This window comes from Cupriavidus phytohabitans (assembly GCF_017815025.1).
Classification (GTDB): domain Bacteria; phylum Pseudomonadota; class Gammaproteobacteria; order Burkholderiales; family Burkholderiaceae; genus Cupriavidus.
The window spans coordinates 76,053-99,670 of the sequence record NZ_JAGIQB010000026.1; the positions used below are offsets into that span (position 1 = coordinate 76,053).

Annotated in this window: 22 protein-coding genes; 13 read left to right on the plus strand and 9 right to left on the minus strand. The window is 62.5% G+C overall.

The annotated features are described in order from the left end of the window. The first annotated feature begins 22 nt into the window (after positions 1–22). The 4 genes from J8I34_RS18925 to J8I34_RS18940 all read left to right on the plus strand — a co-directional run bounded on the left by J8I34_RS18925 (position 23) and on the right by J8I34_RS18940 (position 5,020). Positions 23–670, plus strand: coding sequence for a BON domain-containing protein (locus J8I34_RS18925; RefSeq protein ID WP_029047203.1), 648 nt, complete (start codon positions 23–25; stop codon positions 668–670). A gap of 93 nt (positions 671–763) precedes the next feature. Further along, the gene (locus tag J8I34_RS18930) at positions 764–1,417 is read left to right on the plus strand and encodes a BON domain-containing protein (protein WP_209806688.1); all 654 of its coding nucleotides are present in this window, start codon (positions 764–766) and stop codon (positions 1,415–1,417) included. Positions 1,418–1,473: 56 nt separating this feature from the next. After that, positions 1,474–4,173 (plus strand): bifunctional acetate--CoA ligase family protein/GNAT family N-acetyltransferase, encoded by a 2,700-nt coding sequence (locus J8I34_RS18935; protein WP_029047205.1) that lies wholly within the window; start codon positions 1,474–1,476, stop codon positions 4,171–4,173. Positions 4,174–4,309: 136 nt separating this feature from the next. Continuing rightward, positions 4,310–5,020: a carboxypeptidase-like regulatory domain-containing protein gene (locus J8I34_RS18940; RefSeq protein WP_051320475.1), complete on the plus strand. Its 711-nt coding sequence runs from the start codon at positions 4,310–4,312 to the stop codon at positions 5,018–5,020. Here the strand turns inward: J8I34_RS18940 and J8I34_RS18945 are convergent. Both J8I34_RS18945 and J8I34_RS18950 read right to left on the minus strand, forming a co-directional pair. Continuing rightward, positions 5,015–5,236, minus strand: coding sequence for a DUF2188 domain-containing protein (locus tag J8I34_RS18945; RefSeq protein ID WP_209806689.1), 222 nt, complete (start codon positions 5,234–5,236; stop codon positions 5,015–5,017). The two genes, J8I34_RS18940 and J8I34_RS18945, sit on opposite strands and share 6 nt — an antisense overlap. Beyond that, positions 5,220–5,783, minus strand: coding sequence for a hypothetical protein (locus J8I34_RS18950; protein ID WP_209806690.1), 564 nt, complete (start codon positions 5,781–5,783; stop codon positions 5,220–5,222). Before J8I34_RS18950 ends, J8I34_RS18945 begins: the two co-directional genes overlap by 17 nt. 309 nt (positions 5,784–6,092) lie before the next feature. Between J8I34_RS18950 and J8I34_RS18955 the strand changes: the two genes are divergently transcribed. Further along, positions 6,093–6,491, plus strand: a complete 399-nt coding sequence (locus J8I34_RS18955) for a response regulator (RefSeq protein WP_029047207.1) — start codon at positions 6,093–6,095, stop codon at positions 6,489–6,491. A 32-nt stretch (positions 6,492–6,523) separates the two neighbouring features. Here the strand turns inward: J8I34_RS18955 and J8I34_RS18960 are convergent, their stop codons facing one another. The 4 genes from J8I34_RS18960 to J8I34_RS18975 all read right to left on the minus strand — a co-directional run bounded on the left by J8I34_RS18960 (position 6,524) and on the right by J8I34_RS18975 (position 11,774). Then, positions 6,524–7,171 (minus strand): response regulator, encoded by a 648-nt coding sequence (locus tag J8I34_RS18960; RefSeq protein ID WP_029047208.1) that lies wholly within the window; start codon positions 7,169–7,171, stop codon positions 6,524–6,526. Between the two features lie 287 nt (positions 7,172–7,458). Then, positions 7,459–9,126: a PAS domain-containing sensor histidine kinase gene (locus J8I34_RS18965; RefSeq protein WP_084402442.1), complete on the minus strand. Its 1,668-nt coding sequence runs from the start codon at positions 9,124–9,126 to the stop codon at positions 7,459–7,461. 384 nt (positions 9,127–9,510) lie between these two features. After that, positions 9,511–10,353, minus strand: a complete 843-nt coding sequence (locus J8I34_RS18970) for a universal stress protein (protein ID WP_209806691.1) — start codon at positions 10,351–10,353, stop codon at positions 9,511–9,513. A gap of 62 nt (positions 10,354–10,415) precedes the next feature. Continuing rightward, complete coding sequence (locus J8I34_RS18975) at positions 10,416–11,774, minus strand: MBL fold metallo-hydrolase RNA specificity domain-containing protein (protein WP_209806692.1); 1,359 nt, start codon at positions 11,772–11,774, stop codon at positions 10,416–10,418. 230 nt (positions 11,775–12,004) lie between these two features. On the opposite strand from J8I34_RS18975, the gene J8I34_RS18980 reads away from it, so the two are divergent. Further along, entirely contained in the window at positions 12,005–14,716 is a 2,712-nt protein-coding gene (locus J8I34_RS18980) for a cation-translocating P-type ATPase (RefSeq protein ID WP_209806693.1), read from the plus strand. A gap of 120 nt (positions 14,717–14,836) precedes the next feature. On the opposite strand, the gene J8I34_RS18985 is transcribed toward J8I34_RS18980, so the two are convergent. Further along, positions 14,837–15,301 carry a universal stress protein gene (locus tag J8I34_RS18985; protein ID WP_209806694.1) on the minus strand — a complete coding sequence of 155 codons (465 nt, stop codon included), beginning with the start codon at positions 15,299–15,301 and terminating at the stop codon, positions 14,837–14,839. 267 nt (positions 15,302–15,568) lie between these two features. Here J8I34_RS18985 and J8I34_RS18990 point away from each other — a divergent pair, with 267 nt between their 5' ends. From J8I34_RS18990 to J8I34_RS19015, 6 genes are all read left to right on the plus strand, one after another. Then, positions 15,569–15,844, plus strand: a complete 276-nt coding sequence (locus J8I34_RS18990) for a hypothetical protein (RefSeq protein ID WP_209806695.1) — start codon at positions 15,569–15,571, stop codon at positions 15,842–15,844. A gap of 25 nt (positions 15,845–15,869) precedes the next feature. Next, positions 15,870–16,817, plus strand: coding sequence for a lactate/malate family dehydrogenase (locus tag J8I34_RS18995; protein WP_209775066.1), 948 nt, complete (start codon positions 15,870–15,872; stop codon positions 16,815–16,817). A gap of 50 nt (positions 16,818–16,867) precedes the next feature. Beyond that, positions 16,868–18,346, plus strand: coding sequence for a DASS family sodium-coupled anion symporter (locus J8I34_RS19000; protein ID WP_029047214.1), 1,479 nt, complete (start codon positions 16,868–16,870; stop codon positions 18,344–18,346). A gap of 129 nt (positions 18,347–18,475) precedes the next feature. After that, complete coding sequence (locus J8I34_RS19005) at positions 18,476–18,898, plus strand: DoxX family protein (RefSeq protein ID WP_029047215.1); 423 nt, start codon at positions 18,476–18,478, stop codon at positions 18,896–18,898. Between the two features lie 329 nt (positions 18,899–19,227). Then, on the plus strand, positions 19,228–20,334 hold the full coding sequence (locus J8I34_RS19010; protein WP_232232395.1) for a hypothetical protein: 1,107 nt from the start codon (positions 19,228–19,230) through the stop codon (positions 20,332–20,334). A 906-nt stretch (positions 20,335–21,240) separates the two neighbouring features. Then, positions 21,241–21,738: a hypothetical protein gene (locus tag J8I34_RS19015; protein ID WP_051320692.1), complete on the plus strand. Its 498-nt coding sequence runs from the start codon at positions 21,241–21,243 to the stop codon at positions 21,736–21,738. Positions 21,739–21,844: 106 nt separating this feature from the next. Here the strand turns inward: J8I34_RS19015 and J8I34_RS19020 are convergent, their stop codons facing one another. Further along, on the minus strand, positions 21,845–22,159 hold the full coding sequence (locus tag J8I34_RS19020) for an H-NS histone family protein (protein ID WP_029049817.1): 315 nt from the start codon (positions 22,157–22,159) through the stop codon (positions 21,845–21,847). A 334-nt stretch (positions 22,160–22,493) separates the two neighbouring features. Beyond that, positions 22,494–22,643, minus strand: coding sequence for a hypothetical protein (locus tag J8I34_RS19025; protein ID WP_209778495.1), 150 nt, complete (start codon positions 22,641–22,643; stop codon positions 22,494–22,496). Between J8I34_RS19025 and J8I34_RS19030 the strand changes: the two genes are divergently transcribed. Next, positions 22,642–23,618, plus strand: a 977-nt coding sequence (locus J8I34_RS19030; RefSeq protein ID WP_209778496.1) for an IS4 family transposase, incomplete at its 3' end; no start/stop codon positions are given. The genes J8I34_RS19025 and J8I34_RS19030 overlap by 2 nt on opposite strands.

Sequence of the window (23,618 nt, forward strand, 5' to 3'; positions counted from 1 at the left end):
CGGGTCCGAACAGAGATAAAGCATGAAAACAGATCATCAGATCCAGAGGGACGTCGCCGACGAACTCGATTGGGACCCGGCGATCGACGCAGCATCCATCGGCGTGGAGGTCCATGAAGGGATCGTCACGCTGAACGGGCACCTGTCCAGTTATGCGGAAAAGCTCGCCGCTGAACGCGCCGCCGAACGCGTCTCCGGCGTGCGCGCGGTCGTCGTCAAGCTCGACGTGCACCCGCCCGGAGCCTTCCTCGACGAAGCCATTGCAGAGGCGGCGCGCGAGGCGCTGCAATGGCACGTGCATGTGCCCGCGGACGTCATCAAGGTTCGCGTCGAGCATGGCTGGGTAACGCTATCCGGCAACGTGGACTGGGGCTACCAGAAGAAGCTGGCCGAACGCACCGTAAGCCTGTTGCGCGGCGTGGTTGGTGTCGTCAACAGCATCCGGATGAATGAGAAGACAGCACCTCCCGACGTGGAAAAACGCATTGAAGAGGCGCTGCGCCGCCATGCCTTGCGCGAGGCCCACCATATCAGTATCGAGGTCGAGAACGGCACTGCCACGCTGAGGGGCCACGTGGATTCCCTGGCCGACCGTCGCGCCGCCATCGGTGCCGCATGGTCGGCGCCGGGCATCTCGGCGGTCATCGATCAGCTGGAACTGCGGCCATGACGCCAAAGACGCGCGCCGGCTCCGGGCATGCTCCGAGCAGGCGGCTCGCGGGCCATCGCACGATGGCTACCGGGTAAACAGGAGGCAACCGACATGAAAGGCGATATCCAGCTCAAGCAGCACGTGCTCGAGGAACTGGCCTGGGATCCGGCCGTCGATGCCGCCGAGGTCGGCGTCCAGGTCAAGGACAGCGTGGTGACGCTGACTGGCCATCTCGCCAGCCATGCCGCCAAGTACGCCGCCGAGGAAGCCGTCCGGCGCGTGCCCGGCGCGAAAGCGCTGGCCGTCGAAATCGACGTGCGTCTTCCCAATGACGCGCAGCGCACGGACGCCGACATCGCACGCGCCGCTAGCAACATCCTGGCGTGGACCTCGGTGCTGCCCGCGGATCGCATCCAGGTGATGGTCGAGGACGGCTGTGCCACGCTGACCGGAACGGTCGACTGGAACTACCAGCGCCTGGCCGCCGAGCGCGCAGTGGCCGGCCTGTACGGCGTGGTCAGTGTAGCCAACGCCATCGCGGTCCAGCCCGCGATCGCTGCCAACGATGTGAAGGAGCGCATTGCGAAGGCCATCGAGCGCCAGGCGGCGGACGATGCGACCCATGTCGCCGTCGACGTCAAGGACGGTGTTGTGACGCTGCGCGGAAGCCTGCGCAGCTGGGCCGAGCGCGAGGCCGCATCCGAAGCAGCCTGGGCGGCGCCGGGGGTCACCGAGGTATCGAACATCATCCAGGTGAATCTCTGACCTGCACACCGGGCACGGGGGGCCTGCGGGCTCTGCAGTTGCCATGAGAGCCAGCCATGACTGTCCGCAATCTTGATGCCCTGTTCCGTCCGCGCTCGATCGCGCTCATCGGCGCGACGCTGCGGCCGCGTAGCCTAGGGGCGACGGTGCTGGACAATCTTTCAACGGGCGCTTTCGCTGGCCAGCTGTATCTGGTCAATCCCAAGTATGCAACGCTGGCAGGCCAACGCTGTTACGCATCCGTCCGAGCGTTGCCGGCACCGCCGGATCTGGCGGTATTATGCACGCCCGCACCCACGATCCCGGAGCTCATCGCTCAACTCGGCGCCGCCGGTACGCGTGCGGCCATCGTCCTGAGCGCTGGCTTCGAGGGGCCTGAGGACAGCGCCGGAGGCGCGCTGCGGCAAGCCATGCTGGACGCGGCGCGACCTCATCTGCTCAGGATTCTCGGGCCGAACTGTGTCGGGCTGATCGCTTCGGGGATCGGCCTCAATGCCAGCTTCGCACCCGGCACAGCCCGGCCAGGCAAGCTAGCATTCGCCACCCAATCCGGCGCGTTGGCCACCGCTGTGCTGGACTGGTCGCGTTCGCGCCAGATCGGCTTTTCGCACTTCATCTCGCTCGGCAACAGTGCCGATGTGGACGCGGCCGACGTGCTTGACTACCTTGCTGGCGATGCCGAGACGCAGGCCATACTGCTCTACGTGGAGGCGATCTGCCATGGCGCCAAGTTCATGTCCGCGGCGCGCGCTGCCGCCCGCAACAAGCCGGTCGTGGTGGTCAAGGGGGGGCGCTCGGCGCAGGCGGCACGCGCCGCCGCGTCCCATACCGGCGCCATGGCCGGTGCCGACGACGTCTACGACGCCGCCATCCGGCGTGCCGGCATGCTGCGCGTGGACAGCACCGAGGGCCTGTTCGACGCCGTAGAGGTGCTTGCCCGCATGCGGGGGCTGCGTGGCGAGCGCCTCGCCATCCTGACCAATGGCGGCGGCGCCGGCGTAATGGCGACCGACGCGCTGGCGGATGCCGGCGGGATCCTGGCGCGCCTGTCAGACCAGACTCTGGCACGGCTGGACGCCGTGCTGCCCGTCAGCTGGCCGCGCGCGAATCCGATCGACATCATCGGCGACGCGCCCATCGAGCGCTACCTGCAGGCCCACGCCATCCTCTGCGAGGCGCCCGAGGTTGACGCCGTGTTGATGATCCATGCGCCTACGGCCATCGTGCCGGCCGCGGAGATCGCGGCCGCCTTCGTCAGCGCGCCGTCGGGCGGCAAGCCGCTGCTGACCGCATGGCTCGGGGCGGATGCCGTGCAGCAGGCACGCCGCTTGTGCCAACAAGCCGGCGTGCCGACCTTTGATACCCCGGAGGGGGCAGTGCGCGGCTTCCTGCAGGCCTGCGAATACCACAGGAACCAGCAATTGCTGATGCGCACGCCGCCCGCAGACGGCGCGTACACGCCGGCGGACAAGGCCCAGGTGCGCACGATCATCGGCAATGCCCTGCGCGCGGGCAGAGAGTGGCTGACCGAGCCGGAGGCCAAGGCCGCGCTGGCCGCCTATGGCGTCCCCGTGGTCGCAACCCGAACCGCGGCCAGCGTTGATGAGGCTGTCGACCAGGCCACACGGATCGGCTATCCGGTCGCGCTCAAGATCTTGTCTGCGGACATCACGCACAAGTCCGCCGCGGGCGGCGTGGCACTGGACCTCGCCGACGCCGCCGCGGTGCGCAGCGCCGGCAGCGCCATGCTCGAGCGCATCTGGCAGCAAGCCCCGGAGGCGCGGGTGCAAGGCTTTACCGTCCAGCCGATGGTCGGGCACGGCGATGGCTTTGAGCTGATTGTGGGCGCCTCCACCGATCCCGTGTTCGGCCCCGTCTTGTTGTTCGGCCATGGCGGCGTCAACGCCGAACGCATCGGCGACCATGCGGTTGCGCTGCCGCCGCTCGACGCACTGCTCGCGCGAGACCTGGTGTCGCGCACCCGCATCGGACGCCTGCTGGAAGGCTGGCACGGACACCCGGGCGTCGACGGGGACGGCTTGCTCCAGATCTTGGTGCAGGTCTCACGCCTGGTCTGCGATATTGACGAGATTTGGGAACTGGACATCAATCCCCTGCTGGCGAGCGCGGCAGGCATCATCGCGCTCGATGCCCGCATCGCCGTCAAGGCGCCGGCATTGGGCACGCGTCCGCGGCTGGCCATCCAGCCCTATCCCGAGGCGCTGGAGGAACGCGTCGAGCGGGACGGCCGCACCATCGTGCTCCGGCCCGTGCGTCCTGCCGACGAAGTGGCCTACCAGGCATACTTTCGCCAGCTGACGCCGGAAGATATCCATGCTCGCTACTTCTGCACGTTCCGCGAGCCGGTACACAGTCAGCTGGCAAGACTCACGCAGATCGACTACGCGCGTGAGATGGCGTTCATCGCGGCCACTACCGATGCGTGTGGCCACACCTCCATCCTCGGGGAAATCAGGGCCGTTGCCGATCCAGACAATGTCCAGGCCGAGTTCGGCATCGCCGTGCGCTCGGACCAGAAGGGACAAGGACTGGGAAAGCTGCTGCTCGAGAAAATGATCCGCTACGCGCGCGCAAAGGGCATCGGCGCGTTGGTGGGCTGCACCATGCCGCACAACCAGCCGATGCTGGCGCTGGCGCGCGCCTATGGCTTCAGGATCGCCGCGGCCAGCGTCGACGGTGTCAGCCTGCACCTTGCGCTGGACAAAGAGAACGCCGACGTTCGCGCGCCTGGTTGAGGCATCGCAATGAGCGCGCGCAGCGGTCGGCCTACGCTGGTAAGAAGCGAGTAGCCTACTCGTTGCCTGCAAGCGCCTCCTGCGGCAAGCGGCGACGCTCTGCTTTCTTTCATCAACCCTGCGGAGCTATCCCACCATGAACCGACAACGTGTCTTCGTCTGCCGGACCCTGCTGCTGGTGGCCCTGCTGTGTGCCGGCACCGCGCCGGCGCTGGCCCAGCCCGATCCATCGCCGGCCGCACCGCGGCCCCGCGAGACAGTCCGCGCCGTCGATTTACTTACCGAGGCGGAGCGCGCCGACATTTGCGCAAGGCTGCGTAGCGCCGCGTCCGCGCAGGAGCGCCAGACCATCATGCAGCGCACCTTCGATCTGATTGCGACGCGCGCCAGCGAGCGCGGCATTACGCTGCGCCACGACCAGCGTGGCCACACGCGCAGGGAGATAGACGATCGCTTTGGCATGGAGTGCAGCCCGCGTGCCGCCTCGCCCGCCACGGCGGAAGGGATGCCTGCGCCGAGAGTCGCAGGGGACGTGCGCTACCTGACCGGTGGCGTGGGCCAGGACGAGGCGGCTTATCTGCGCAAGGCTGGCGGCGACTACACCCTGCGGCTCACCTTCACTGGAGGCGGCGGCCAGTACCTGGCCGGCGTTGACACGCAGATTTTTGACAGCCGCGGCAGGCAGCGCTTCGCGGCCGTGTCCGATGGCCCGTTCCTGTTCGTCCAGTTGCCGCCAGGCCGCTATCGCGTCGTAGCCACCGCCGACGGCAAGGCGCGGGAGCTGACACTGGTAGTACCGGGCAAAGGCGGCGTGTCCCGCACGCTGCACTGGGCATCTGCCTCATAGCCATTGGTCGCGATCCGGCCGCGCGGGCGGCGCGCTCGCTGGCTGATCCGGATGCGATCGCGCCCACCGCCGCGCACCGGCAATGGCAACACGGATCGCCATGCCTTCGTCATGGCCGCTGGCGAGCATGGCGTTGGCAATTTCGATTGCCTTCAGGCGCACCGCGGGCGCCAGCCGCTTCATCGCAGCAGGATAACGGTCAGGATTCCATGGCATTGCAGACTCCGCTTCTCTCAGTGGCGGCCCCCACCACTGTAGCCCAGGGACGACCATGCCCGCTATGTGGCGCGCTGACTGCGGCCGGTGCCGGTGCAACGGGGCCGTCGCCTGGCAGGCGCAGCAGCAGCGACGGTCCACGACCGTCCTGGCGCACGCGCAGGCTGCGGGATTCGATCGCCCCGCCGGAGCGAACCAGCACACGATAGTCGCCTGGCGGCAGCCGCAGGTAGAGCAGCGGCCCCTCGCTCAGCACCAGCAGGACGATTTCGCGGTGGGCGTCGAACAGCGTTACCGTGACGTCCGACAAGCTACTGCCGTCCGCCTCGTTCACAAAGTGCATATGAACGTTAAAGCGCCCGGCCATGCTTTGCATGGCCGCCACCTGGTCCACGCCGATCCCGCCGGAAACGTAGTCGATGCCATTCATGTGGTGGACTGCGGGCGTTGACGGCATTACCGGCGGCGTAGGTGAAGCAACGCCGGCAGGAATAACGGCGAACAGGCCCGAGCAGAGCAGGCAGGCGGCAAGCGCAATCGCGCGCATGGGAGTCTCCTTGGCATGCCGGCCGCCGACAGATGTCGGCTGCGCCGGTGATGTCATTCAGAGTAGTTGCGCTTGCCGGCGCGATCTTGGGCTGCATCAAGGCAAGGCCACATCCGCAACCACGCCTGGCGATGGTGCTGCCACCTGCTTGCGGATTCAATGGCGCTCCAAAGATGGCATAAAACTGCCGGATCAGCGGACCTTGTCGACGAGCTGTCAGGGATTGCTGACGCGGCCTTTCTGCCGCCCTGACGCCACTCTCAGCCATCGCCTATTTTCCACAGTGAAGGGGGTGACCATACTGGGTACATGCCAGACAATAGCCAAGCCAAGATCGTCACTGTGTACCTGCTCGAGCGTGCAAATGCGATCCGCAGCAGACAACTTGGCATACTTGCACGCTTACCTCGAATAGAAGTCGCAGGTTCTGGCGCTAGCGCCCTTACGGAGCTGACTAGACTGATGCATCATCGGCCCGAGGTTGTCATGATCGGCTTGCGCACCGCAAGTGGAGGCGCGATCCAGGAGATCAGGATACTCAGGTCGGCCTTGCCTGACGCAATCGTGATCGTGCTGGGCGACGCCCTCAGCCTGCCGCTACGGCGCGCTTGCATTCGGGCAGGCGCGAGCTACTGTTTTGACAGGACGCTGGAATTAGACGCGCTGCGCGTGGCGCTGAGCGGGTTGAGGACCGCGCGGGCGCCATAAAGGAAGGGCGAGTTCGGGACTACCTTCGCCTGCTACAGGTCAGCGTCGTCGTCGAACAAATGATTGCGTATGGCATACCTCAGGAGCATCGCCTCATTGGGCATTTGCATCTTCTCCATGAGGCGCATCTTGTAAGTGCTAACGGTCTTGGCGCTGACACACAGTGCCGTGGCGATCGTCGTGATCGGCTCGCCCAGCACGAGCCGCCGGTACACTTCGAGCTCGCGATCGGACAAACGCAGGTGTGGCAAGTCATCGCTCTGGTCCTTCAGGCCACTTGCGAGCTTCGCTGCGATCGCCTGGCTCACATAGGTACCGCCCCGGGCTACCTGTCCGATGGCGGACACCAGCTCCGTGGCCGCGCTTTCCTTGGTGAGATAGCCTGCCGCTCCGGCCTGAAACGCACGGACGATATATTGCTCTTCCGCATGCATCGTCAACACCAGGATTCGCAAGGTCGGGGCTTCGCCGCGCAACAGGCGAATCAGTTCCAGCCCGCTCCTGCCAGGCATGGACAGATCAAGGAGCAAGACCTGAGGGCTGCATTCCCTCACCATTCTTGGTACTTGCGAGCCATCAGCCGCTTCGGCCACCACCTCGAACAACCCCGCACGTTCCAGGATATGCCTTAAGCCATCCCGCACCACGGCGTGGTCGTCCGCAATCATCACGCGTGTCATGCATAGTCTCCCTGTCAGGGTCTGTTAGCGGGAAGGAAGCAATCACGTGACGCACGCTGGAATCGATTGGAAGCTGATCCACGCGATTACACCCGGCCCTATCGACCATAAAGGCGCAGCCTTCTGCATTACTCTTTCGGAGCGGTGCCAACGCTCGGCCCTACAACTAGCGCAGCCAATGTCTGCGCCGGCGGCGGGAATTTCTCGGCAAGCCGTGCCTCGAGGAGGTCATCATGGAATCCCCTGTCGCAGGCTGGAAAGTAAGTTTACTGTGTGTTGCCATGACGTTATCCAGGCGGATCTATTTCCAGCGTGGGAGCTCTTGCGCTTGAACCTCGCTGCCTTGGCGGCCGATGACCAGTGTCCTCCAAGCCGGCCTTCCGTTGCGGGACATCCACCATTAAACAAAATCCGTTGCCGGGGGCGCTTTCGACCGATACGGTGCCTCCGAGCAACCGAGACCGTTCCCGGATGCCCAACAGTCCCAGTGACTTGCGCGGCTCGTTGGCGTGTGGCTTCATGTCCCAGCCGGCACCATTGTCCTGTATTCGCAATGCAACGCGGCCGTCGTCACACCCCACGTGGATCTGAACGCTGCTCGCGTTAGCGTGGCGGACGACATTGCTTAGTGCCTCCTGCACGATGCGAAACAGTGCGATCGCAGTGTGCTCCGGGACATCGACGTCCGCTCCGTACACCGTTATTGCGAGCCCGTAGCGGTTGGAAAAATCGCTCGCCAACCACTCGATGGCGGGCAGCATGCCCAACTCGTCGAGCAGGGCGGGCCGCAGATCGCTGGCGATACGGCGGACAGAGGCTACCGTATCGTCGATGACCGCGTTCATCCCTGCAATTTCGTCTAGCAGGCCATCGATGGGCCTCCCCTCCCCCACATCCGTGCCCAGCATGGCTAAGTCCATCTTCAATGCGCTCAGGCGCTGGCCCAGGTCGTCATGAAGCTCACGCGCGATGCGACGCTTCTCCTCCTCGCGCGTAGCAAGGATGCTGTCGGAAAGCTGCTGCAGCTCCTCGCGCGAGCGGTGCAGGGCCTCCTCGGCACCGACGCGGTCGGTAATGTCGCGCAACATCACCGTATATAGCTTGCCGCCACCGTCGACCGTTTGCGAGATCGAGGCTTCGATCGCAAACTCGCTGCCGTTCCGCCGCAAAGCGTAAAGCGCCAGGCGTTGACGCCCCATCTGCCGCTCCGATACGCCGGTGACCCCAAAGCGGCGTATGTGCTCCGCATGGGCGGCGCGGAACCGCTCAGGAATGAAGTCGCCCAGTGGGCGGCCGATCGCCTGCTCCGCGGGCCAGCCAAACAAAGTCTCGGCCATCGGATTGAAGAGCACGACCCGCTGGTCGGTGTCCACGGTGATGATCGCCTCCATGGAGGAACGGATGATGCCTGCCAGGCGCGCCTCGCTTTCCTTCACGCGTTGGAGACTGCGCTGCATGGTTTCCTCCGCGCGGACACGTTCGGTAATGTCGCGCAGCATCACGGTGTACAGTTTGGCGCCGCCGTGAACGGTTTGCGAGATGGATGCTTCGATCGGGAACTCGCTGCCGTCTCGACACAGAGCGTACAGTGCCAGGCGTTGACTTCCCATCTGGCGCTCCGATACACCGGTAACACCAAAGCGGCGCACATGTTCAGCGTGGGTGGCGCGGAAGCGCTCAGGAATGAAATCAGCCAGTGGGCGGCCAATCGCCTCCGCTGCTGGCCACCCAAACAAGGTTTCGGCCATCGGATTGAACAGCACGACGCGCTGCTCGCTGTCCACAGTGATGATCGCTTCCATGGACGAGCGAATAATACCCGCCAGACGCGCTTCGCTTTCCTCCAATCGCTGGTGACTGCCTCCCGAGGCGCGCCTGAGCCGTCTCAGCCTGATCCAATAGAGACCGGCAACAAGTCCGATGCCTGCTCCTAATAGCGGCACCAAAAGCGCCATAAGCTCCCGGTGCCCTTCGACGCCAGCCTGCAAGCCGAAAGCCAGCGCTACAAAAAGGGCGACTACGCCACTGCCGATCGCTATGTCGATAGCATAAGAGCGCGGACTCTCGAACGCTGAGAACGGAGCGTTATCTTTGGGGGCGAATGGGTTAGTCACGCAACGCGCATAGTCCCGCCCGATTCCGGGCTTCTTGATCACTTCTGAATTGAATATAGAGCGACGACGCCGACCCGCAAGCCAAAACACAGAAATTGGCTTGGGAAGCCGTTGGGTTATGTTGGCAACCCATCCCTTGGACTAGCTGGCAGAATGTTAGCCAAACGGCATCTCCCGCCGCGTCCACAAGCGCACTGACCGTTGCCCGCGCGGCAGCGGTCCCCCTCAGTGCGACATGAACACCGGAAACTCTGACTGGCGCAGCAGTGCACGCGTGGTTCCACCCAGCATTAGCTCCCTCAGTCGGGAACGGCCATAGCCACCGGCGATCAACAGGTCGGCCTGCATCCTGCCCGCAAGTTGCAGCAAAACCTGGTCGGGGTCGCCATCCCCGACAAGAAGATTGGCGTGGATGCCATGGCTGGCCAGCCATGCTATCAACCGCTGCGCGCTTTCACGGTAGGCCTCACCCTCAATGGCAGCGCCATACTTGTCCGTGCTGACAATCAGGACGGACACAGCGCTGGCAAGCGCAAGCCATGGCAGTGCGTCTGCTACCGCCCGCGCGGCTTCCCGGCTGCCGTTCCACGCGATCGCGACTCGGCCACCGAAGCCCGGGCCGGCTACGCCCGGGACCAGCAAAATGGGCCGACCGGCATTGAGCATCGCATACTCGGCAACCCCCGCCAGCAACGCCGGCACATCCGCATCCGCCGATGGCGGGCCGGGCAGGATGATATCGGCGAAACGTCCCTCGTCGGCAAGTGCCCAGCCGGACTCACCGTCGACAACGATGTGCCGGGTTGGAATGGCCGGCGACACCTGCCCGGTCAGCGTGTCGAGTGCTTCCTTGTGACGGGCAACCAGCTGATGCAAGTGACTCGCGGCAAGCGCGGCGTACTTCCCGGCTTCTTCGCCTGCCCCGCGAAACGGTTCGAGGTAAGTTCCGGTCGCTGTCAGTCCCGTCACGTTGCCACCAAACTTTTCGGCAATCCGTGCAGCCGTTTCAATGCGTGCCGACCGGGCAGAATCATCGCTGAGGTCGACGAGGATGGTCTTGAAGTCCATGACATGTTCCGGGAATTGGCCAAAAGTTGCGAAGAATCCATACAGCAGCAGCCAGCGCTGGATCAATCGAGCGGATATGACTGCCGATACTCCGGCATCGTGACCGCCCAGCGCAGGTCGCGCTCGATGTGCTGGCGTAGCGCATCGCTTGCCTGGGGCTCGCCGTGCACGACAAACGTGCGCCGCGGCGCCTGCTGAAAGCCGCCAAGCCAGGTCATGAGTTCCGCGGCATCGGCATGTGCGGACAGGTTCTCCACCTGCTCCACCGACGCATGCACCGCGATGTCCTTGCCATGGACGCGGATGTCGCGCCGGCCTGCGGCCAGGGCTGCGCCTCGCGTACCAGCCGCCTGGAAGCCGGAAAGCAGGATGGTGTTGCGAGGGTTCGGCCCGTAGGCGGCTAGATGGTGGACCACGCGACCGCCGGTTGCCATACCGCTGCCGGCCAGAATGATCTTGGGACTTCGGTCGTGGTTCAGCCAGATCGACTGCTCCATGCTCTGGACCGGGGTGGCGAGATTGCAGGCCGCGGCGCATTCTTCGCGGCTGATGCGTAGCTCTTCCGGATGCAGCGAGAAGATCGTGGTCGCGTCGATGGCCATCGGGCTGTTGAGATACACCGGCACGTCGGGGATTCGCTTGAGTTCAAGCAGGCGGTGCAGGCAGTACAGCAGGCTCTGCGTGCGCCCCACCGCGAAAGCGGGGATGATCAAGCTGCCCCCGCGGCCAATTGTCCGGCTGACGATTTCTCCGAGCACGTCGAGCGGATCGCTGTCCGGATGCCGCCGGTCGCCATAGGTCGACTCCACCAGCAGGTAATCCGCCTGACTAATCATCTCCGGCGCGCGCATCACGACGTCCTGCTGCCGCCCGAGGTCGCCCGAGAAGACGATGCGCTTGCCCTCGACGAACAAGGTGACGATAGCTGCCCCGATGATATGGCCAGCGCGGGCGAACTCGGCCTCTACGCCGGGCACTACCTGGAACCGCTTGCCAAACTGCACAGGCTGGAACTGTCGCAGTGCGCGCATAGCGTCGGTCGGCGTGTACAGGGGCAATGCGGGGTGGTGGCGCGAAAAACCCTTGCGATTGGCGTAAGCGGCATCTTCTTCGGCCAAGTGGGCGCTGTCAGGCAACAGGATGCCGCACAGCTGCGCGGTGCCCATAGTGCAGTAAACGCTACCGCGGAAGCCGTTGCGCACCAGCAGCGGCAAATACCCGCTGTGGTCGATGTGGGCATGGGTCAGCACCACGGCGTCGAGCTTGGCCGGATTGAGCGGCAGGGGCTCCCAGTTGCGCAGGCGCAAGGTCTTGTAGCCCTGGAACAGGCCGCAGTCGACCATGACCTGGTAACGGCCGGTATCGAGCAGGTACTTGGAGCCGGTGACCGTATCGGTCGCGCCGAGGAATTGCAGTTGCATGCGGGTGTCCTTTGACGCTTGCACGAAGCCGTGGCGCCTGCGCGGCTGCCGCTGGCCGATACGACCAGTCTAGGAGGCGGGCCGGGGTGGCGGTTGATCCGGATCAACCGTGCAGGACCCGCGAGTACCTACGCTTGAACAGTGTCGGCACCGCCCACCGCGCAGGCGTACGTGCACGGCCCACAGACTTGCGCACGCGTGGTTCCGCGCCGAGCAACTTGGGAGACCTCATGCAAGATCGCTCCAGCGCGCTGCACGCGGACCATCCCCAAACCAACGAAGAAGAAGGTTCCCGGGATGGCACCCACTCGGCTCACATGCCGTCCGGGCTGACCACTGCTCAGGCTCTTGTCCGGCTGTCCGAGTTCGGCCGTAATGTGCTGCCGCGGGCGGCCCCCAGGTCGGTCATAGCGGTATTTCTGCGCCAGTTCCTTAGCCCGCTTATTTACATCTTGCTGGCCGCGACAGTCGTGTCGCTCGTATTGGGTGACATAAAGGACGCACTTTTCATCGGGGCAGTCCTATTGATAAACGGTGTCATTGGCACCGCCCAGGAACACACGGCCGACAAAGCGACAGTGGCGCTGCGCAAGATGGAACAGCCCCGTGCCACGGTGATCCGGGACGGCGTGCAACAGGAGATCGACGCAACCACGCTGGTTCCGGGTGACCTCGTGGTGCTGGAAGCAGGTGCCCGAGTGCCCGCCGACCTGGAAGTGGTCTGCGCCATTGACCTGCAATGCGATGAATCCCTCTTGACCGGCGAATCGCAGCCTGTACGCAAAGTGTTGGCATGTGCCGAACAAGGATCTTTCGGAGGTGCGCAGCGGTGTTTGGCGTTCGCCGGCACGGTGGTGATCCGCGGCAGGGGCCATGGCATCGCGGTGGCAACCGGCGCGGCCACTCAAGTCGGCAGGATTGCCCGGGAACTCGGACGCGAATCCATGTCGCAGCCGCCGTTGATGCTCCGGCTCCAGCGGTTTTCTCGACTAATCGCGGTGGCTGTAGGCGTGGCTGTGGCGCTGCTGGTTGCGGTGGGAGTATTGCGCGGAATGGCATTGCGCGAACTGTTCATGATGTCAGTCGGACTGGCGGTGAGCGCGATTCCCGAAGGGTTGCCTGTCGCCATCTCGGTGGCGCTGGCGATCAGTATTCGGCGAATGGCGAAGGCCAACGTGATCGTGCGCAAGATGCCAGCGGTGGAGTCGCTTGGCTCTTGCACAATGATCGCCACCGACAAGACCGGTACGCTGACCATGAACGAGCTTGTCGTCACAGATATCCGGCTTCCGGACGGCACGGCCTTGTCCTGCGACGTCGGGCACGACTTGGACCACGGCACGATCCGCGCCGCCGGCACCACCGACCAGGAAGCGAGAACGCGGGTAGCGGCCCTCCTAAGGGCCGCCGCGCTGCCGAACGAGGCGCAGCTATCCAGGGAACGCGACGGGTGGACCGGCACGGGGGACAGCGTGGACGTGGCGCTGCTGGCGGCGGCGCACAAGGGCGGCACGGTAGCCGATGAGATTCGACAGCGATACCCCTTGGTTGCCCGCATACCTTACGAGCCAGACCGACGGTACGCGGCTTCGTTCCACCGGCACGGAGAGGCGATCCGGGTGTTCGTCAAGGGCGCGCCCGAGACGCTGATCGCCATGTGCGACCACGCGGATGTTCGCGGCCACGTCGTGCCGATCCGACGCGAGGCACTGCTTCGGGAACAGAAAGCGCTGGCCGCGCAAGGACTACGCGTGCTGGCGTTCGCAGAAGGCACTATTGATGCAGAGCCGGATGAGTCCTATGGACACGGGCATCTGGTCAACCTGACCTTTCTAGGGATGGCCGGCATGAAGGACCCGGTTCGTCCGGAGGTCCCGGAGGCTATCCGGCGATGCTTCCGCGCCGGCATCGACGTGGCGATGGTGACTGGCGACGATCCGCTGACGGCAAGCGCCATTGCCGCACAGGCGGGGCTGCGTTTTACCGCAGATCAGGTCGTGACAGGTGAGCAAGTGCGCCACGCTGAGAGCGAAGGGGCGCATGGACTCGACCAGCTGACCCGGCGTGCGCGCGTCTATGCCCGCGTCACTCCGGACCAGAAGCTATCCATTGTTCTGTCGCTGGCAAGAACCGGCCATTTCGTGGCGGTCACGGGCGATGGTGTCAACGACGCTCCTGCGCTCAAGCACGCGCACGTCGGTGTGGCCATGGGCCGAAAGGGAACTGAAGTGGCGAAGGAAAGCGCAGACATTGTCCTCACCGATGACAACTTTGCGTCTATCGTCAACGGCATCCGTGAAGGCAGAGTGGCGTACGCGAACATTCGCAAAGTCATCTTCATGGTGGTTTCCACAGGCGCGGCCGAAATGATCCTGTTTCTGCTGGCGATTCCCCTGGGCATGCCGATGCCATTGCTGCCGGTTCAGTTGCTGTGGCTCAACCTCGTGACCAATGGCATCCAGGACGTGGCGCTAGCTACCGAACAGGCGGAAGGCGATGAACTGTCGTATCCGGCGCGCAAGCCCCAGGAATCGATCTTTGACCGCGTTATGATCCGCCGCATCTGCTACTCGAGTCTTGCCATGGGCGTAGGCGGATTCGCAATTTTCTTCTGGCTGCTCGAAAACGGTTTCCACGTCGACGAGGCACGCAACCAATTGCTGCTGCTATTCGTGTTGTTCGAGAACCTGCAAACCTTCAACAGCCGTTCCGAGCGCCACTCCGTGTTCCGTCAAAGTGTCTTCGCCAATCCGATGCTTGTGGTCAGCGTCCTGACCGCCCAGTCCATACATATCGCGGCCATGTACACCCCCGGGCTAAACGACACGCTTCGCCTCGCACCTGTTTCGGCTATGACGTGGGCCGTCCTGTTGTCTCTCGCGCTGACGTTGACGTTGGCGGTGGAGCTGGACAAATGGTGGAGCCGGAGGCGTTTACGCTGATTGCAGCGAATTCCAGGCTATCCAGACGGACCAGCTGGCGCTCGACAAGCGCTTCAATGTCGGCAGGATCGAGTTGACGGTCATGTTTGCAATTGCCAGGAATCATCCTCCACGCCAACTTCAGGCAATGCCGGACGGCTGCCCGCCGCCTTCGAGGTTGCGCAGGGGTACGAGCACAACCGGTATCGGTGCCTGAGCAAGCACTTTCGCCGCAATGGATCCCATGACGGCCGACAGGAACGCGCCCCGTCCATGTGTTCCCATCACAATGACATCGGCGTGGCAGCTTTGCGACAGGTTCACGATTTCATTCGCTGGCTCTCCGATGCAATGATGCTCTGTCACGTAGCAACGATCGGCCTGTAGCAGCGGGGCGATCGCGATGAACGCATCATGAGCCGCTTCGCTTGCCCATTGCATCATCTGCTCTCTTGTGAGATAGGCTCGCGGGCGGCCAGTGATCTCAGGAAGAACGTGGACAAGGTGTATATTCAGCGGGCGTTCGAAGACCCCCGTCGACATTAGCGCTCGAGCCGCTGCAATGCTATAGGCTGATCCGTCGCTGGGAAGCACGACTGTGGTCATAGCAACTGCCCTCCTTCCGCCTACACCCCGATCTCTGATTGGCCGGGGCCGTCATTCAATCCTACGTGGCCGTTTGAATGCGTAGTTGATTGCTATCAAGCTGAAATCTGGAAGGCAAGGCTTAATAGGGTTGCGCCGAGCAGATCCCCTTTGGCCAGCTTTCTTGTCTCAACCAGAAGGGTGACCTGGCCCTCCTCGCACTTTGTCTGTGGGCATTTTCCATATTATGTTCGTCAAGTCGGCAATGTTTCCCCTTACCAGGAAAGAATGACACGCCACTTCCGCCACGGTGGCTCAGGATCGCACGTCTCCTGCTTCCGGAAAACCGGAACTCGCCGGGCGCCGCGGCCCTCGCTCAGTACTTCCGATTCGCTTTACCTACTGGCCCACGACGACATCGATCATCCCGCAGTGCGTCACTTTATTGCAAAGGCCTGCGAAAAGAGGCTCTCTCGACTCGTCGCGGAACAGCTAGAAATATTGTTTGATATGGAACAAGAGGGGGAGATCCCCGCGCGCTTCAATACATTCAAGCGCACCTGAAGACAGGGTCGAAAGGAGGCTTGCCATGCGGCAACCGAAGATTGTCATTGTCGGCGCAGGCCTTGTCGGCGGCTCCGCGGCCCTGTTTGCGGCCGTGACCATCCCAAGCGCAGAGATCGTCATCATCGATGTTGAGCAAGTACGGGCCGAAGGCCAGGCGCTGGACCTGGCGCACGCTGCGGCATTCTGGGGCCACAATCGCTTCTACGCCGGTGATTACGAAAACGCGCGCGACGCGGACATTATCGTGATCACTGCAGGCGTCGGCGTGAAGCCCGGGCAGACCCGCCTGGACTTGGCCAGAACGAATGCTGGCATCGCCTCGGAGATCGTGGCTCGCATTGCACCATTAGCCCCGGATGCAATTTACGTCATCGCGGCCAACCCTTGTGATGTACTGGCCGGTGTCGTCTTTGACCGGCTGAACTGCGCGCGGGAGCGTGTCATCAGCACCGGTACTTCCCTCGACACCGGGCGACTGCGGTCGCTTCTCTCCGAGCGGCTGGGCGTCGCGGCACCTGGGATTCATGCCTACGTTCTCGGCGAACATGGCGAATCCGCGTTGATCGACTGGTCCAGCGCGACAGTCTCCGGCATGCCCCTCGAAACGTTCCTGGCCAGGACCGGCAAAGAACTCGGGCCTGCCAGCCGCGACCTGATCCTGCGCTCCGTACACGAGGCGGCCAAGCTCATTAAGGAAGGCAAGGGCGCTACCCATTATGGGATCGCCAGTGCGGTCGGGCGGATCTGCCAGGCCATCGTCCACAACACCGACCTCATCCTCACGGTCGGCATCGTGCATGCCGAAGTCGAAGGGGTGCCCGAGGTTTGCCTGTCACTGCCGATGCTGATCAACGGCAACGGCGCGCAGCTACTGGCCTATCCGGAACTCGATCCCGCCGAGCGCGAAGGCCTGCAGCGCAGCGCGCGGATCGTCAAGGGGGCAACTGACAGCGTGCTAATGGACCGGTAAGGACATTGCGCACGCTGCGGACTCAGGACATCGCCGCCAGGAGGTTGATCATGGATGTAGCACCCGTCAAGGCTCCCCCGCCTGCAAGCTCCCCGGCCACAAGACCAGCGGCACCGGCCGGCCATCTCAGGAATCTCTGGAAGTTTCTGGTTCCGGTGGGCATCGGCCTCGTGCTCTGGTTCGTGCCGGCGCCAGCTGGCCTCGCGTTGAAGGCGTGGCACATGTTTGCGGTATTCGTTGCCACCATCGCCGGCATCATGACCGCCCCGCTGCCCATGGCGGCGGTCGCCATCATCGGCGCCACGGTGGGCGTGCTGGTTGGCGTGGTGTCCTTCGCCGATGTCACCAGATCTACCGGCACGGACCTGGTCTGGCTGGTGATGCTCGCCTTCTTCATTTCCAGGGGTGTGATCAAGACCGGGCTGGGGCGTCGCATTGCACTGCTGTTCATGCGGCTGCTCGGCAAGCGAACCGTGGGGCTGGGCTACGGCCTGGCCATGACCGAACTCATGATCTCGCCCGCCATGCCAAGCATCACGGCCCGCGCCGGCGGGGTGATGCTGCCGATTACCAAGGCAATCGCGGAAGTCCTCGGCAGCCATGCCAACGACCCGGAAACCCGCGGCAAGGTGGGAAGCTATCTGATCCTCTGCGCCTTCCACGCGAATATCATCACCGCTGGCATGTTCATCACGGCGATGGCCGGTAATCCCCTTTCAGTCAAGCTGGCCGCAGACCAGGGCGTCTCGATCAGCTGGCTCGACTGGGCGGTGGCCGCCTCGGTCCCCGGTTTGGTATGCCTGGCGATCATTCCCATCGCCATGTTGTGGATTGTCCAGCCGCAGATCCGCCAGACACCCGATGCGACGGCGCTGGCCCAAAGGGAACTCGTCGCCCTGGGCCCTATTTCCGCTAAGGAGATCATCATGGGAGGCATTTTCCTTGGCTTGCTGGTGCTCTGGATTTTCGGTGAGGACCTGGCCATCAGTGCAACGCTGGCGGCGGCTCTCGGGGTCTCGTTGTTGTTCATCACCGGCGTACTGACCTGGGACGATGCCCTTAACGAGAAGTCCGCCTGGGACACCATGATCTGGATCGGCCTGCTGATCATGCTGGCCTCCAAGCTCAATGAGTACGGCATGGTTTCCTGGTTCGGCAAGGAGTTCGGGGCACACCTCGAGGGCTTCCACAGGCTGGCCGTCTACATGCTGGTGGCGGCCATCTACTGCTATGTTCACTACTTCTTCGCCAGCGCCACGGCACATATCAGCGCCCTCTTCCCGCTCTCGATGGCGCTAATGGTCGCTGCCGATATCCCGCCGTTCACCGCCGCGGTCGCCCTCGGCGTCCTGAGTAATGTCAACGGTTGTCTGACCCAATATGGGATCGGCTCCGGTCCGGTCATGTTCGGCGCCGGTTACGTCACCCAGGGGCAATGGTGGAAGGCTGGCTTCTTGATGAGCCTTATCTACATGTTTGTCTGGCTGGTCATCGGCCCGCTTTGGTGGAAGTTCCTTGGGCATGTATGAGACGGCCCTGGCAAGGAAACGGAGCCGGCGCCACCATTGGAAACCGGGTCCTTGCCTGCCGATCTGTTCAGTCACACTGCTGATAGATAAGCAACACCCACGGGCGCAGTTTTATCTCGGAGAAATGCCATGGCCATGACCACTATACCGCTCGAGCCCACGATCGTTTCTAGAACGTATTCTGTCGGTCGTGCCCTTCTTGGCTCTCTTTTTTTGTTCTCGGGATTATTGAAGATTGGCAGCTTCAGCGCCTATTCCGCGTGGATTGCCAGCGCTGAACTACCGAGCCCGGTCGTGCTGCTGGTGCTGACCATCGTAATAGAAATTGGTGGCGGACTTACCCTGATCTCGGGCTGGAACGCGAGGTTGGGCGCGCTGCTTCTTGCACTGTTCCTGATACCCACCACCATCATCTTCCACGGATTCTGGCGCGCGGATCCAGCAGACACCCTAAACCAGCTTAACCATATTCTGAAGAATGTCTCAATCCTGGGCAGCATGTTGATTGTATTCGCCGTCGAATCGTCACGTATGCAAGCAGGAGCCCCGTAGCCGCCATGGCCTCGATTCCACCAATTTGCTCTTGATCAAGTTACGCCATCCATGCACTCCTAGATTGATTAGAAGAAAGCTATGCTCGCCCGTGCCGGCGAGTTACCAGACCCTTGTGCCTCAGCGTGCACAGGATGGGGCTGCACCACCGCGCAGTTTCCTGAGGCTGAGTCGCTATAACCGGTGAAACGAACGTGAGTCGCACTCGGAGCCTCGGATTTAATCGACGTCAGCCCACCTCGGCTTCCGGCGACGATATTCTGCGAAATCGGCAGGATTTTTCGCTGGTTCTCGGAGGGCCCCTCTATCAACTCCTGCGTCGGGCACACTTGTCCGACGATGCACTGCTTCTGGTGCGCCAGCGCATTGTGTTCATCTCTCTGTTCGCGTGGTTGCCACTTCTGTTGCTTTCCGCGTTCGAAGGGACCTTGTTGAGCAAAGGCGGGACGGTGTCGTTCATGATGGACATAGAGGGCCACCTCCGCTTTCTTGTGGCGGTGCCTATGCTGATCGCCGCGGAACTGGTCGTGCATCAGCGCCTGCGCGGCATCGTGAATGCCTTCCTGGAGAGGAATCTGATTCCGGAAGCCGCCATGGCGCAATTTGACGCTGCCGTGGGCGCCGCATACCGGCTGCGCAACTCCGTAGTTGCGGAAGCTCTGCTGGTGGTTTTCGTATATAGCGTCGGCGTACTGGTCGTTTGGCGGCATTACACCGCGCTACAGGCGGCCACATGGTATGCGACGCCCGCGGCCGGGCATTCAAGACTCTCGCTGGCTGGCATCTGGTACGGCTACGTGAGCCTACCGCTTTTCCAGTTCCTGTTAATCCGCTGGTATTTCAGGCTATTCATCTGGATGCGGTTTCTGTGGCAGGTGTCACGGATCAGGCTCAGCCTCATACCGACGCACCCGGATCGCGTCGGCGGTCTCGGTTTCCTGGCCAATACGGTCTATGCTTTCGCACTGCTTCTTGCCGCGCATGGCGTGATGGTCGCCGCCAATCTCGCCAATCGCATCTTCTTCCTGGGCGCCGCATTGCCGGAGTTCAAGGCGGAAATCGGCGTGATGGCTGCCTTCCTGCTTGCGGTGGTGTTTGGCCCGTTACTGGTATTCGCGCCCCAACTTGCCCAAGCCAAGCGCAAAGGGCTGAGCGAATATGGAACTTTGGCCGAACGGTATGTGCGCGCGTTCGACGTTAAATGGCTGCGCGGTGGCGCACCTGCGGACGAGCCCCTGGTAGGAAGTGGCGACATTCAGTCGCTCGCCGATCTGGGCAATAGCTATGAAGTGGTGCGCGGCATGCGCCTCGCGCCCATCACTCGGGATGCCATCGTGCAACTCTCGGTGGCCATACTCATTCCGATAGTCCCGCTCGCACTGACCATGATGCCCCTGGAAGAACTACTGAAGTACTTATTCGGATTATTATTCTAGACTTCGCCTACCTGAGCGACGATTCGCAATAGAGGGCCATCACACTCGCACGGGCTTACATGTTTGCGCCGTTTGATCCGCAGCAAATCTGTTTGAGATCCAGATACTAGTATTTTCTAGCGCGAGACAAAATACGTGCCGGCCCTCCCCCTTGATTTTCGGGTGGCAAATCAACTTAAGCTACTTAAGGTGCGACATGAGAACTAAGAGATCGACGATAGAATGTGCGAATACGCTACTCATCGCCCTACAATCCGGTCGGGAAATAGGTCGTGCGCAAGTCGTGGGCATGGGCTTGCTAAGTGGCGACGAGTTTGCGAGAGCAAGAAAAAGTTTGCTTAAGGAGGGATTAATCTGCCTTAGCCCGTCAGCCGTAGGCGGGAGAAGAACGGAGGCTCGTTACACGGTGACAGGAAATACGATTAAATCCAGCGGCAATTCTTCGCTTCATTCGCGTCACGTGCCGGTACAACCGAACTTTGACAGGCTGTTGCGAGCCTGGAAGATTGATCTTCCTGCGGTGCCGGCGATGCTTCCAACTATGCAACGTCTTCGATTCACTAGGGAAGAGTCAGACTGAGTGCGCAGCGAGACGAGGGTCGCCCATGCAGTAGAGGCCGAGCATGTTCTGCCGCAGTTGCCCAGCCACATCGATTGAACGCTGAGGCTGCGGCAACTGCCACCGACTTTCGACATTTTTTTCTAAGCATGCACTGCACTGCACTGACTGCAGGCTTTCACGACGGCTTCATCGCGCCGCAAACGCTGCGCCGGGGCATTCCAGCGAGAGGTTTAACGAAGGATTGTCAACGAAGGGGAACAAGCATGCCTGCTAGCTGGTTCAGTAGGGCGATCGTACTGACATTCTCTGTAGCGACTCTGAGTTCGTTGAGTTCGCAGGAACTGATGCTTCCGGACCTTCCGGACATCCGGGAGTCGGCCGGAATTGTTTATGTTTCGGGCGGAATCGGGACGGACGAAGTCGCCCGCATGCGGGAACTGGCGCCAAGCTTTAACGTGAGAATTCGCTTTCAGGAGGAGGTGACTGGCGCATCGCTTTCAGACGTCAAAGTCGTTGTGCTCAACGAGAAGAGCGAGCGACTCTTGCGGCTCGAGACCGAAGGTCCGCTTCTTTACATGAAGATGCCACCAGGCCGATACCTCATGGCCATGGCCTACCAGCACACCGTCAAAAAGCGAATTATCACCGTCGGGCGCGCCGCTCGCAGCATGACTTTCGCGTTTCCAGAGAGCGAACAAACTACAGGCTTCAATCAGGCTCGCGACGGACTCGCGCGGCATCTAAAGCAGGCTGCCGTCATCAGTCGGCGAATCGCTTCCTTACAAGAGGGGGCACGCCAAGATGGAGAGACCGCGCCGCCCTCTCCGGAGCGGCGCGGGTAGCACGAAGCCAGACCCGGCCGACTCGCGGTGGCGCTGGGAAATCATGCCGCTGCCCACAACCAAACATGGATCGGCTGCGCTAGTCAGGGTGGCGCCGGAGCGCCAGTTATTCCTGCGGAATCAGAAACCGCGCGGGGCGCTTGCCCAGCCACGCCGGCGCGCGGCCACGCCCGGACCAGGACTTGCCGGTTTTAGGGTCATGGTACTTCGGCGGCAACGCAGTCTTTTCCGCTGGCCCGGTGGCTGCGTCGGCGGGGCGGCCGCGGCGACGCCGCGGCGCAATATCTTCGGGCGACAGGCCGTACTGTTGCATCAGCGCCCGAATCTGCTCGAGCACGCCCGCGACCTCAGTGGCACGAGCTTGTTCGATTTGCGCTTCCAGCGCCTGCTTCTGGGCCAGCAGATCCTGATACGTTGCCATCGCTCCTCCAGTTTATTTAGCCACTCTTGACTTATACGCAGATTAAAGTCGACCGGCAAGACTTTAATCCTCTCACTTTCCCGCCAGGTTTTTTTTGTCTTGGAATGGAAGACGGCAAAGCGTCTGGCGTGAGTTCCCGAGGGGAGTCGTCATGGCGATAGCGTCGTCGCCCCATGGGACCAGACACTTACCGCTAAGTGATGGCACGCAGAAATGGGTACGCCGGACTGCGCAGGCGCGATGTAGCGAGAATCTTCTTCTTCAAGTAGTGAACTTTCCGCGACCAGGCTGCTGCGTATCCAAGGGTGGGGGGCGAAGCCTCAATCCACCCAAGTTAAGCCGCCAATAAAATCGCAATTTTCCCCGTGAACGCTTGACAGGTGACGAGGTTCGAGCGGCCGCCGCCCTGCTTGCGCTGGCTGTTTAGCGCAAGCAGGGCGGCGGCCAATAGAGGATCGCTTCTCAATCTTCGCTTGGCTCTCATGCCCCTGTCCGATTTGTTCGCTGCGCTTACCGAATATCTGCACACCAAGGTCTTTCACGATCTTGCTCGCCATCCCGAACGTCCCGCCGCTTTCACCCGTCAGCGCAAGCTCACTCTGCCGACACTGATCGCCTTCATGCTCGGCAACTTGCGCATGGGCGTACAAGCCGAACTCGATCAATTCTTCGCCGCGCTCACGCGCCAGAACATCTTGCGCCGTTGCGTCAGTGAACAAGCCTTCGCCCAGGCTCGCAGCAAACTCTGCGGCGATGTCTTTGCTCAGCTCAATGACTGGCTGCTTCGGCAGGTGTCAAACCATTTGCCGCGCTGGCATGGCTTTCGGCTGGTCGCCGCGGACGCCTCACACCTGCATTTCGCCATCCGCCACAGTCATCTCCCTCGAGCCGCCACCCGCGATCAACTCGCCTTCGGCCTGTACCTGCCCGAGGCCGAGATCATGCTCACCGCCTCATTGCACAGCGTGCACGAGAACGAACGCCAGATCCTGTTCGAGCATCTGGACCGCCTGCAGTCCGACGACCTGCTTCTCCTCGACCGCGGCTACCCAGCCCGCTGGCTGGTGGCCGTGCTCAACCAACGAAACATTCCTTTCTGCATGCGCGCAGACGGCAGCGGCTTTGCTGCCATACGGCACTTTGTGCGCTCTGGCCGTGATGAGGCCATCGTCAGGCTCCCGGCTCCTGCCCGCATTGACGCGCGCGACTATGAGTGTGCGGCTACCCCGCAGACCGTTCGGCTGATCCGGCAGATCTCGCCAGCCGGCAAGGTGCGCGTGCTCATCACCAATCTGCTCGACATGCAGCGCCATCCGGCGGCCACCTTCCGCGATCTTTACCATCAACGCTGGCGCCTCGAGGAGGCGTTCAAACGCCTCAAGCACCGCATGGCACTCGAACATCTGTCCGGCCTCTCACAGTTGGCCGCTAGGCAGGACTTCGGCGCCAAAATCCTCAG